Below are 11,462 nucleotides of genomic sequence, written 5' to 3' on the forward strand. Positions count from 1 at the left end.
CGGGCGAGCGGGGTAATGCTCCGGAGGATCCGGGCGAGCGGGGTAATGCTCCGGAGGATCCGGATGAGCGGGGCAAATCCAAGGACGGGCAGAAAAGAGGGCCGGACCGGCCAGGTGCTGGCAACCCGGGCAGATGAGTGAGGTCCGGCGACAACGAAATGAGCTCCCGACGCTCTTACCCCCTTCGGCGTCGGGTCCGGGTTGCGGCCCCGGTCTTCCCCTTGGGCCGGGGCCGCAACCCTTTTTCACCAGGCATCTGTTCTTCGTCTGGCACGTGCCATGACATCGGCAAGGCGCTCATCCGAATGCCGGGCTCGAATCCTGGCTTGAGATCTCGGCTGGGATGACACGTACGTGGGTAAGGAAGGCGTAGGGTAGGAATCGTCGCCTGCCTTCTTCACTACGCAGTGGCGGGCTGGGTGGTGCCAATGTTGCCCAGCTCATACCGCGCATCGGCGGCACTTCGGTCAGGCTCGGCCGAACGCGAAGTGACCCGCGATGACGCATGAGCGACGAGTATGCCTTAGGGTCTGATCCGGGTCACCACGACGGGGTGGACGACCGCGGACACGCAATCACCCTGAACCTTCGAAAAAGGAGAGTGATCCACCATGACCGTACGGGTCGGCATCAACGGCTTCGGGCGCATCGGGCGCAACGTCGCACGCGCGGTGCTGGCACAGAGCAACGGCGACGTCCAGATCGTGGGCGTCAACGACCTCGTCGATCCCAAGTCTCTGGCCCACCTGTTGAAGTACGACTCCGTCCTCGGGACCCTTGACGAGGTCACGGTGGACGACGACACGATCACCGCTGGTGGTAGCAGCTTCAAGGTGCTCGGGGAGAAAGATCCGAGCGCGTTGCCGTGGAAGGAGCTCGGCGCTGACGTCGTGATCGAGTCCACGGGAATCTTCACCGACGCCACGAAGGCCAAGGCGCACATCGACGGCGGCGCGAAAAAGGTGATCATCTCCGCTCCCGCCACCAACGAGGATGCAACCGTCGTCATGGGGGTCAACCACACGGACTACGACGCGGCCGCGCACTCGGTGATCTCCAACGCGTCGTGCACCACGAACTGCCTGGCGCCCATGGCCAAGGTCCTCAACGACACGTTCGGCATCGAGCGTGGCCTGATGACGACGATCCACGCCTACACCGCCGATCAGAACCTGCAGGACGGCCCGCACAAGGATCTGCGCCGCGCCCGCGCCGCCGCGATCAACATGGTGCCCACCAGCACCGGAGCGGCCAAGGCGATCGGCCTGGTGCTTCCGGAGCTCAAGGGTAAGCTCGACGGCTTCGCCGTGCGGATCCCCACGCCCACGGGGTCGGCGACCGACCTCACCGCGGACCTGCGCCGGGAAGTCACCGCGGAGGAGGTGAACGCGGCATTCAAGCAGGCCGCGCAGAGTGGCGAGCTGGCCGCGTACCTGCGGTACTCGGAGGAGCCGCTGGTCTCGTCGGACATCATCACCGACCCCGCGTCGTGCATCTTCGATGCCGGCATGACGCGCGTCATCGGTAACCAGGTCAAGATCGTCGGCTGGTACGACAACGAGTGGGGATACTCCAACCGCCTGGTCGACCTTGCCCGCCATGTAGGTGCCTCTCTCTGAATCACGGGATCACGACGATGAGAACAATCGAACGACTGGGAGATCTGCGCGGCCGCCGAGTGCTGGTCCGCTCGGACCTCAACGTGCCCCTCGATGGCGACACCATCACCGACGACGGCCGCGTGCGCGCATCCGTCCCGACACTTCGTGAGCTTGCCGAGGCGGGCGCGCGCGTGGTGGTCATGGCACACCTCGGCCGGCCGAAAGGTGCACCCGAGCCGGCGTACTCCTTGGCGCCCGTGGCGCGCAGGCTGTCCGAATTGCTGGACATCGACGTAGCCATGGCTACCGACACCACTGGCCAGAGTGCTCGGGAGATCGTTGCCGGGCTGGCTGCCGGTCAGGTGGCCGTTCTGGAGAACGTGCGTTTCGACCCCCGCGAAACCAGCAAGGACGACAACGAGCGTGGCGCCATGGCGGACGAACTCGCCACGCTGGGGGACTACTTCATCTCCGACGGCTTCGGTGTCGTGCATCGCAAGCAGGCAAGCGTGTATGACGTCGCGGAGCGTCTGCCAAGCGCGGCCGGCCGACTCGTCGAGGCCGAAGTCGACGCGTTCCACGAGGTACTCGTGACGCCGCAGCGCCCCTATACGGTGGTGCTGGGCGGTTCGAAGGTGTCGGACAAGCTGGGCGTCATCGATCACCTGCTCGAGAAGGTGGACCGCCTGCTTATCGGCGGTGGCATGGCCTTCACCTTCCTTGCGGCCCGGGGCTTCGAGGTCGGAGGTTCGCTGCTCGAGCGGGATCAGCTCGATACGGTTCGCGGTTACCTCGAGCGTGCGGCGAAATCCGGTGTCGAGATCGTGCTGCCGGTCGATGTCGTCGTCGCCGCCGACGTCGACGAGAACGCCGAGACCTCCGTCGTCGACGTCTCGGCGATTCCCAACGACCAGAAGGGCCTCGACATCGGTCCCGCAACGGTGGACCTGTTCCGGGGCAAGCTCGCCGACGCCGCGACCGTCGTCTGGAACGGCCCGATGGGCGTCTTCGAGCTCACCCCGTTCTCCTCCGGCACCAGAGAGGTGGCTGTGGCGATCACCAAGGTCGACGGCACCACGGTGGTGGGTGGCGGAGACTCCGCCGCTGCCGTGCGCGCGCTGGGGTTGGAGGAGTCGGCGTTCACGCACATATCGACCGGGGGAGGCGCCTCCCTCGAACTGCTCGAAGGTAAGACGCTGCCCGGCCTGGCCGTATTGGAGGAGTAAGCCACGTGGCAACACAGCCTCGCCGACCGTTGCTGGCCGGCAATTGGAAGATGAACCTGAACCACCTCGAAGCGATCGCGCTGGTGCAGAAGCTCGCGTTCTCGCTCGAGGCCGAGACCTTCGAGAAGAACGACATCGCCGTCCTGCCGCCGTTCACGGATCTCCGGTCGGTGCAGACCTTGGTCGACGGTGACAAGCTGGCCGTCGCCTACGGATCCCAGGATCTGTCCCCGCACGACTCCGGGGCGTACACCGGCGACATCTCGGGTGCCTTCCTCGCCAAGCTCGGCTGCACCTACGCCGTCGTCGGCCATTCCGAGCGCCGCCAGCACCACGCGGAATCCGACGAGTTGGTGAACGCGAAGGTCAAGGCCGCGCTGCGGTACGAGCTCACGCCCATCCTGTGTATCGGGGAGGGACTGGAGACCCGCCAGGCCGGCGAACACGTCTCGTATACGCTCTCCCAGCTCGACGGCGGGATGGCCGGGCTGAGCAAGGACGACGCCGCGAACGTCGTGGTCGCCTACGAACCGGTGTGGGCGATCGGCACCGGAGAGGTCGCGACACCGGATGATGCCCAGGAGATGGCGGCGGAGATCCGGTCCCGGGTCGGCGACTCGTTCTCGGCGGACGTCGCCGGCAAGACGCGGATCCTGTACGGTGGCTCGGTGAAAGCTGCCAACATCCGGCCCATCATGGACCAGCCCGATGTCGACGGCGCGCTCGTGGGTGGAGCCAGTCTCGATGCCGACGAGTTCGCCGCGATATGCCGTTTCGACCGCGGTTGACGGCGGGGTAGAATTGCTGGCTGCTTGACCCAGACCGCCTGTTCGACTAGGTGAGGCCACGACTGTGACGCTCGTACTCTCGATCCTTCTTGTTATCACGAGTGTGCTCCTGCTCGTGCTGATTCTCATGCACAAAGGCAAGGGCGGTGGCCTGTCCGACATGTTCGGCGGCGGCATGACCGCGTCGGTGGGTGGCTCCTCGGTCGCCGAGCGCAACCTCGACCGGTTGACCGTCGCCGTCGGACTCGTGTGGTTCGCCTGCATCGTCGCGCTGGGTTTGATCCTCTGATCGCTCGCATCTTTCGATAGTCACCGAGGACAGGGAGGCTGTGAGAGGTGACCGGTGGACATGCGATCCGTGGAAGCCGTGTCGGGGCCGGACCGATGGGAGAGGAGGAGCGCGGAGAAGTTGCGCCGCGCCGCCAAGTCTTCTACTACTGCACCCGTAACCATGTGAGCGCCCCCTACTTCGCGCAGGACGCCGAGATTCCCGAGACGTGGGACTGTCCCCGGTGTGGGGCGCCCGCCAGCCAGGACGAGGAGAATCCTCCGCCGTCGCCGCGCCTCGAGCCTTACAAGACCCACCTGGCCTACGTGAAGGAACGGCGCAGCGAGGAAGACGGGGCGGCCATCCTCGAGGAGGCACTGGCCGCGTTGCGTGAGCGCCGCCGGCTGTGAACCCGAGCCGGCGGCGCCGTCGCCGCTGATGCCGTCGTTGGCGGCATCAGTCGGGCTCCGTGGTGACGATGCGGCAGACCGGCCCGAGAACCTGGTGAGCGCGTTCGCGGGCATGTGACGGGACGTCGTGGACCTCGACCTCGACGTCGTACTGGCGGGCCTGCTCGGCGAAACCGCGCAATGCCATCAGGCCGGTGAGATCAAGCCGCCCGAGCCGGTGCACGTCGATCACCACGGTGGCCACCGCGGGATGCTCCGCCAAGAGCGCGGTCAACCGCGTTTCGAGCATGGGCGTGGACGCGAAGTAAAGCACGCCCTCGGGATGAACGTACAGCGTCGTCCCGTCCAGGCGGGTGGTGAGATCGATACGCATCTCCCGCCACAGATGCACCGCGAACGCCAACCCGATTCCGATCAGCAGGCCGCGTTCCACCCGCGGAGCCAGGATCAGGGTGGCCGCGAACGTGGGAACCGCGACGAGGAACTGCGGCCGGGAGTAGCGCCAGTAGTCGCGGAACGGGCGGATCTCCACCAGTGATATCGCCGCCACGATGACGAGTCCGGCCAGCACCGTGGTCGGCAAGGCCGAGAAGACGTCGGCGAAGGGCAGCACGGCGAAGACGGCGACGCCGGTGATGGCTCCGCTCCAGCGGGTGCGCGCACCCATGAGCCGGTTAAGCGACGAGCGAGAAAACGACCCGCCCGCCGGATATCCAGCGGCGATCCCGGCGGCGAGGTTGGCCAGCCCTTGCCCGAGGAACTCCCGGTTGGGGGACCAGGCCTGCCGGTCGGCAGCGGCGTATTTACGTGCGATCGACGCCGGCTCGGCGAACCCGACCAGGGCGATCAGCACAGCAGGGACTATCAGCTCGGGAACGGCATGCCAGGGCAAGTCGAGAGATATGGGTGGCAAGCCCCCGGGAACGGCGTCGATCGTCGCGACGTCGATCACACCCGTCCGGCTGGCCGCGAGAGCGGCGACGGTGACGATCAGAACCCACGGGATCATCGCCGAGAGCTTTCGTCCGAGCATGACGATGGCGATGACGGCCAATCCGATGAGCAACGCTGCGGGATTCCACAGATCTGGCCTGGACAGCGCCTCGGCGCCGGCGCGAACGGGATTGTCCGACACGGACGGCCGCTCCAGAAGTCCGGGCAACTGCGCGGCGACGATGAGTACGGCGGCCGCGACGGTGAAGCCGGTGACCACCGGAACGGACATGAAATAGGCCAGAGCTCCCCAGCGCAGGAGGCCCAGGAGCACGCGGGCGACGCCGACGAGCAGGGCGAGAACGGCGGCGTAGGCGGCAAACGTGGCCGAGCCCGTCGTCGCCAGCGGCGATAGGGCACCGAGTGTGAGCAAGCTGGTCAGGGCTACTGGACCGGTTTGCAGGTACGGCGACGAACCGATCAGGGCGGCGGCGATCGGCGCTGCAGCGGCCGCATACAGCCCGTGCACCGCAGGCAGCCCCGCCAGCTCGGCGTAGGCGAGGGACTGCGGGACGAGCACGAGAGCGACGCTGATGCCGGCGATGACGTCGCCGCGGACCGGTGGAGTCAACCGGGGCACGTAGCGCTCCTCCGTCCGTTTGGTGTCGAGAGTCCTCCCTCAAGGTAGCGGTCATTTCCGGCCGTCGATGCCAATCCGCGCTTCTCTGCTGGTCAATGGGCATATATCAGTGTCGACCCACCGGTTAGGTCGGGATTGCCTGCGCTTCACTCTGCGTGCTTCCCGAAACGCCTCCCACCCCAACCGCCCGGTGCCGAATGATCATGTTTGGTACGTTTTCTCGGGCCATACCACGTCTGTAGACGTGTTATCGCCAGAGAACGCCTGTCACGGCGACGCGTCGTCAACGAGGTGACGCCTCGTCAATGAGTCGATCCGGCCCGGTTCTGGTGGCGTGGCGATCTAGGTAGGGGCGAACGGGGCGCCGGGGCGCGAGTCTGTGTGCGATAGAGCCGTGTTGTGCCGCACTAGGTTTTCTCGGGCCGTACTACGTCTGCAGGCGTGTTACGGCCCGAGAAAACGTACCAAACATGATCATTCGGAAGCCTGGTGGTGGCGCGGGGTGCTGGCTACGGTGTGGCGCGGCGGTTGAGTCCTGGAGGGAGCTCGGCCGCGGCAGCCTGATCGAGCAGCCACAGCGTTGCGTGCCGTCCGTAGGTACCTGCGGCGGGGATCTGGACCGGACCGGCACCACCCAGCGCTATCTGCACGGCGGGCGCCTTGTCGTCGCCGGCTACCACCAGCCACACCTCCGCTGCCGCGCGGATCGCAGGCAGGGTGAGGCTCAGCCGCGTGGGCGGGGGCTTCGGTGCGCCGTGCACGGCTACCACGGAACGCTCGTCGTACAGCGCGGGAAACTCGGGGAACAGCGATGCCACGTGGCCATCCGGGCCGACCCCCAGCAGCAGGACGTCGAACTCCGGTACGTCGGTGTCGTCACCGTCCGGCGTGGCGGCCGCCAGCTCGGCCGCGTACTGCTCGGCAGCCGCCTCGGGATCACCCGTGTACGGATCGGCGTCGGCGACCATCGGGTGCACGCGCATCGGATCGACCGGTACGTGGTCGAGGAGTGCCTCGCGGGCCTGGGTCTCGTTGCGCTCGGGGTCGCCGGGAGGCAGAAACCGCTCGTCGCCCCACCAGATGTCGAGCGCGGACCAGTCGACGGCCGCAGACGCGGGGGAGTGGCGCAAGGCGGCGAGCGTGGCGATCCCGACCCGGCCGCCGGTGAGCACGACGGACGCGTGGCCCCGGGCGTCCTGGGCTTCGGCCAGCTTGGTGACCAGGCGGGCAGCGACCGCCTCGGCGAGCGCGTCCGCGTCGTGATGGATGACGATGCTGGTGTGATGGGTCATGCGTCACCGCCGTGCCTTGGTGCGGGTCACCTTGCCGGTCTCGCGTTGTATCTCCAGCCCCGTGGTCAGGACGTCGCCGTACACGTCGTCCGGTTCGAGCCGGCGCAGCTCCTCGGCGAGGCATTCGCCGGCTGACCGCCGCGGCAGCGCGACCTGCCGGTCGGTGCGGCCCGGCATGCTCAGCACGGCAACCGGCTCGTCTTGACGTTCGAGCACGATGGGGCCGGATGCGCGGTCGAGGCGGACGCTGAGCATCCCGTCCACGCCGCTGGCCTTGGTGCGGGTGACGGGGCAGTCCAGGGTGAGAGCGAGCCAGCCGGCGAGAAGGTCGGCGCTCGGATTGTCGGTGCCGCCGACGACGCGGGCGGCGGTGACGTCTTCGTACGGCGGCTGGTCCAACGCCGCTGCCAGCAGCGCCCGCCACAGGGTCAGCCGGGTCCAGGCGAGGTCGGTGTCGCCGGGGCGGTAGCTGGCGACGCGATCCTGCAGCGCCGCGATGGGGCGTTTGCAGCATGCCGCGTCGGTGATCCGGCGCTGGGCGAGCGCACCCACGGGATCCTCGGCCGGAGCGTCAGGTGCCTCGGCAGGCCACCACGCCACGAGAGGAGCATCCGGCAACAGCAGCGGCATGACGACGGAGACCGGATGCGCCGTCAGCGGCCCGAAGGTGCGCAACACGATGACCTCGCTGGCTCCGGCGTCCCCTCCGACCCGGATCTGCGCGTCCAGCCGGGTGGCGCCGCGCGAGGTGCCCCGGATGACCGCGAGGATGCGGCACGGGTGCTCGTGGCTGGCGTGGTTGGCCGAGGCGATGGCGTCTTCGGCGTCGTCCTCGTCCGCGATCAGCACGAGCGTGAGCACCCTGCCCAGCGTCACGGCACCGTGCTTCTCGCGCAGGTCGACCAGGCGCTTGCCTACGCTGCCCGCCGTGGTCGACGGAAGATCGATGATCATGGGATCCTCCAGCTCCGGCCATCGCGGGCGAGCATGTCGTCCGCCGAGGCGGGGCCCCAGCTACCTGACGGGTACGGCTCCGGGGAACCCTTGGCCGCCCAGTGCTCCTCGATCGGATCGAGGATCTTCCAGGACAGCTCGACCTCCTCGTGCCGGGGGAAGAGCGGCGGATCCCCCAGCAGGACGTCGAGGACCAGCCGCTCGTAGGCCTCGGGGCTCTCCTCGGTGAACGAGTATCCGTAGCCGAAGTCCATGGTCACGTCACGCACTTCCATCGCGGTGCCCGGGACTTTCGAACCGAAGCGCATGGTGACCCCCTCGTCCGGCTGCACGCGGATCACGAGCGCGTTCTGCCCGAGCACCTCGGTGGATGTGGATTCGAACGGCAGGTGCGGCGCCCGCTTGAACACGACTGCCACCTCGGTGACGCGCCGGCCGAGCCGCTTCCCGGTGCGCAGGTAGAACGGAACGCCCGCCCAGCGCCGGGTGTCGATGTCGAGGCGGATCGCGGCGTAGGTCTCGGTGGTGGAGTCCGAGGGGATTCCGTCTTCGTCGAGGTAGCCAGGCACATACGTGCCGCCGGCCCACCCGGCACTGTACTGGCCGCGCGCCGTGTAGGTGTCGAGGTCGGGTGGCAGCCGGACGGCGGAGAGGATCTTCTCCTTTTCCGCACGCAGATCCGCCGCATCGAACGAGACGGGCTCTTCCATCGCGACGAGCGCCAGCAGTTGCAGGAGGTGGTTCTGGATGACGTCACGGGCCGCGCCGATGCCGTCGTAGTATCCGGCCCGGCTGCCGATGCCGATGTCCTCGGCCATGGTGATCTGCACGTGGTCCACGTAGTGGGCGTTCCAGATCGGTTCGAACAGCTGATTGGCGAACCGCAGCGCCATGATGTTCTGAACGGTTTCCTTGCCCAGATAGTGGTCGATCCGGAAGATCGAATCGGCAGGGAAGATCCGTTCGACGACGTTGTTGAGTTCGCGGGCACTGTCGAGATCGTGGCCGAAGGGTTTTTCGATGACGACGCGTCGCCACTGATCCTCCCGCTCCGGCTCAGCCAACCCCGAGCGGGCGAGTTGCTTGCAGACGACGTCGAACGAGGAGGGCGGAATGGACAGGTAGAAAGCGTGGTTGCCGCCGGTTCCCTGCTGCTCGTCGAGCTCCCGCACGGTCTGGGAGAGCCTGTCGAACGCGTCGTCGTCGGAGAAATCCCCCGAGACGAATCGAAAGCCCGCGGACAGCTGGCGCCACGTGGCTTCGCTGAACGGGGTGCGTGCGTGCTCGCGTACGGAGTCGCGCACCTGCTTGCCGAAGTCCTGGTGCTCCCAGTCGCGGCGGGCGAAGCCGACGAGTGAGAACGCCGGCGGCAGGAGGCCGCGGTTGGCGAGGTCGTAGACCGCGGGCATCAGCTTGGTGCGGGCCAGGTCACCCGTGACGCCGAAGATCACGAGACTGGACGGCCCGGCGATCCGTGGTAGCCGTTTGTCTCGCTTGTCCCGCAGCGGATTGGCCGTCCATGTCACGAGAGCACCTCGGACAACCGCCGGACCCCGGCGCTACGGTCGGTGAGGTGCAGGCGGAGCACCGGCCGGCCGAGATCGGCCAGGACCTTCGCATCGCCCGCGGCCTGCGCCGTGATCAGCTGACCGAAGGTGAACGGCCGGCCCGGGATCTCCAGGTCCTCGTCGATGTTGCCGGTGATCTGCAAGAACACGCCGCGCGGTGGCCCGCCCTTGTGGTATTGCCCGGTGGAATGCAGGAACCGTGGCCCCCAGCCGAAGGTCGTCGGCCGCCCGGTGCGCCGCGTCAGCGGAACGCGCACCCACTCCAGAGTGGCATCTGGGCCCTCCCGGTCGAGATATGCCATGACGGCGACGTAGCCGTGCTCGCCGAGCTGGCTCAGCAGTGACTCGACCGCGCCGCTCAGAGTACTGACACCGCCGAGAAGGCCGGCCGAGCCGCGTACCTCGACGCCGTCGTCGGTGAACGCGGGTGGCTCCGGCTCCGGCGGTGCGTCGAGCATGCCGCGAGCGGCGGTCTTGGCGCTCTCGACATCGGGCTGGTCGAACGGGTTGATACCGAGCAGGCGCCCGGCGATGGCGGTCGCGTACTCCCAGAGCAGGAACTGGGCGCCGAGCGATCCGCTCACGGTGACAGCGGGAGAGGGCGAATCTGCCGCCGTATCCGCGGTTCCCAGGTGCACGGGCAGGACGTCGTCGGGCGGGCTCGTGATCTCCGGATCGGCGCGATCGGCCGGGATCGGCAGGATTCCGGTGCCTTGCTTTCCGGAGGATTCCGCGATGAGCTGCTCGGCCCAGTCGGCGAAGCCGGCAATCCCCGACCCCGAGTCGGCAATGGCGACCTTGTCCCATGCCCGCTCGGATGCGTCACTCCTGCCAGTCCTGTCGGCCCCGCCGGTTCCGCCGGTGACCACGTCGACACCGGCCAGGGCGGCACCAAGCCGCAGCGCGGGATTGTCGGCGACGTCACTGGCGAGGACGGGAGCCGCGGCCGCCGCCTCATCCAGCAACGCCGCGACGTCGGCGCCGGCGAGCGCGCTGGGGATCAGGCCGAATGCGGTGAGCGCCGAGTAGCGCCCCCCGACGTTCGGATCGGCGAGGAACAGCTGTCGATAGCCCGCCTGCCGTGCATGCTCGGCCAGGGCAGAACCCGGATCGGTCACGGCGACCATGCGTGACGGTGCGTCGATGCCGGCGGCGGTGAACGCGGCCTCGAAGGCTCGCCGCTGGCTGTCCGTCTCGACGGTGGTGCCGGACTTGCTGGACACGACGACGAGGGTGCGCTCGATCCCGTCGGCCACGGCCTGGCGCACGGCCCGCGGATCCGTGGTGTCGAGGACGGTGAGCTCGACACCGGCGGTGCGAGTGATCACCTCGGGAGCCAGGGACGAGCCACCCATCCCGGCGAGCACGATGCGATCGAGCCCCTCGGCACGGACGTCCGCGACCAGCGCTTCGATCTCGGCGAGCAGCGGTCGCGTCGTCTCGTGCAGGTCGATCCAGCCGAGCCGGATGGAGGCCTCGGCCTGCGCGTCGGGACCCCACAACGTGGCGTCGCGGCTGGCGATCCGGGAAGCGATCTTGTCGGCGGCCAGCTGATCAGCCACCGCCGACACGTCCACACCGTGCAGGGTTACGGCGAGCTCGCTCGTCACTTCGCCGCCTCCTGTTCGATGGTCGGCGCTTCGGTCCTCACTCGCTGCGCGGGCATCGCTCCTCCGTCGCGATGACCACTCCGCTCGCTCGTCACTTCGCCGCCTCCAGTTCGATGGTCGGCGCTTCGGTCCTCACTCGCTGCGCGGGCATCGCTCCTCCGTCGCGATGACC

General features: G+C 68.0%; 10 protein-coding genes. 5 read left to right on the forward strand and 5 right to left on the reverse strand.

What is annotated here, in order from left to right; all coding sequences use genetic code 11:
* The first annotated feature begins 611 nt into the window (after positions 1-611).
* The 5 genes from gap to DPM12_RS12655 all read left to right on the forward strand — a co-directional run bounded on the left by gap (position 612) and on the right by DPM12_RS12655 (position 4,293).
* Complete coding sequence (gap, locus tag DPM12_RS12635) at positions 612-1,619, forward strand: type I glyceraldehyde-3-phosphate dehydrogenase (RefSeq protein ID WP_112258693.1); 1,008 nt, start codon at positions 612-614, stop codon at positions 1,617-1,619.
* Between the two features lie 17 nt (positions 1,620-1,636).
* Complete coding sequence (locus DPM12_RS23905) at positions 1,637-2,827, forward strand: phosphoglycerate kinase (protein ID WP_112258694.1); 1,191 nt, start codon at positions 1,637-1,639, stop codon at positions 2,825-2,827.
* Positions 2,828-2,832: 5 nt separating this feature from the next.
* Positions 2,833-3,615, forward strand: coding sequence for a triose-phosphate isomerase (gene tpiA / locus DPM12_RS23910; RefSeq protein WP_112258695.1), 783 nt, complete (start codon positions 2,833-2,835; stop codon positions 3,613-3,615).
* Between the two features lie 64 nt (positions 3,616-3,679).
* Positions 3,680-3,904 carry a preprotein translocase subunit SecG gene (gene secG / locus DPM12_RS12650; protein ID WP_112258696.1) on the forward strand — a complete coding sequence of 75 codons (225 nt, stop codon included), beginning with the start codon at positions 3,680-3,682 and terminating at the stop codon, positions 3,902-3,904.
* A gap of 47 nt (positions 3,905-3,951) precedes the next feature.
* Positions 3,952-4,293 carry an RNA polymerase-binding protein RbpA gene (locus DPM12_RS12655; protein WP_112258697.1) on the forward strand — a complete coding sequence of 114 codons (342 nt, stop codon included), beginning with the start codon at positions 3,952-3,954 and terminating at the stop codon, positions 4,291-4,293.
* 46 nt (positions 4,294-4,339) lie between these two features.
* Here DPM12_RS12655 and DPM12_RS12660 read toward each other — a convergent pair whose 3' ends face one another.
* The 5 genes from DPM12_RS12660 to DPM12_RS12680 all read right to left on the reverse strand — a co-directional run bounded on the left by DPM12_RS12660 (position 4,340) and on the right by DPM12_RS12680 (position 11,290).
* Positions 4,340-5,866, reverse strand: coding sequence for a SulP family inorganic anion transporter (locus DPM12_RS12660; RefSeq protein ID WP_112258698.1), 1,527 nt, complete (start codon positions 5,864-5,866; stop codon positions 4,340-4,342).
* Positions 5,867-6,375: 509 nt separating this feature from the next.
* Positions 6,376-7,158 (reverse strand): 6-phosphogluconolactonase, encoded by a 783-nt coding sequence (gene pgl, locus DPM12_RS12665; protein WP_112258699.1) that lies wholly within the window; start codon positions 7,156-7,158, stop codon positions 6,376-6,378.
* A 3-nt stretch (positions 7,159-7,161) separates the two neighbouring features.
* Positions 7,162-8,112, reverse strand: coding sequence for a glucose-6-phosphate dehydrogenase assembly protein OpcA (gene opcA / locus DPM12_RS12670; protein WP_112258700.1), 951 nt, complete (start codon positions 8,110-8,112; stop codon positions 7,162-7,164).
* Positions 8,109-9,638, reverse strand: a complete 1,530-nt coding sequence (gene zwf, locus DPM12_RS12675; RefSeq protein ID WP_112258701.1) for a glucose-6-phosphate dehydrogenase — start codon at positions 9,636-9,638, stop codon at positions 8,109-8,111. The genes opcA and zwf overlap by 4 nt, the downstream gene beginning before the upstream one ends.
* Complete coding sequence (locus DPM12_RS12680) at positions 9,635-11,290, reverse strand: glucose-6-phosphate isomerase (RefSeq protein WP_112258702.1); 1,656 nt, start codon at positions 11,288-11,290, stop codon at positions 9,635-9,637. The genes zwf and DPM12_RS12680 overlap by 4 nt, the downstream gene beginning before the upstream one ends.
* Between the last annotated feature and the right edge of the window lie 172 nt (positions 11,291-11,462).

The sequence above is a fragment of the Phytoactinopolyspora halophila genome, assembly GCF_003287285.1.
GTDB lineage: Bacteria > Actinomycetota > Actinomycetes > Jiangellales > Jiangellaceae > Phytoactinopolyspora_A > Phytoactinopolyspora_A halophila.

Coding starts and splice junctions, on each gene's coding strand:
- gap (WP_112258693.1), top strand. CDS start 612: ATGACCGTACGGGTCGGCATCAACGGCTTCGGGCGCATCGGGCGCAAC.
- DPM12_RS23905 (WP_112258694.1), top strand. CDS start 1,637: ATGAGAACAATCGAACGACTGGGAGATCTGCGCGGCCGCCGAGTGCTG.
- pgl (WP_112258699.1), bottom strand. CDS start 7,158: ATGACCCATCACACCAGCATCGTCATCCATCACGACGCGGACGCGCTC.
- opcA (WP_112258700.1), bottom strand. CDS start 8,112: ATGATCATCGATCTTCCGTCGACCACGGCGGGCAGCGTAGGCAAGCGC.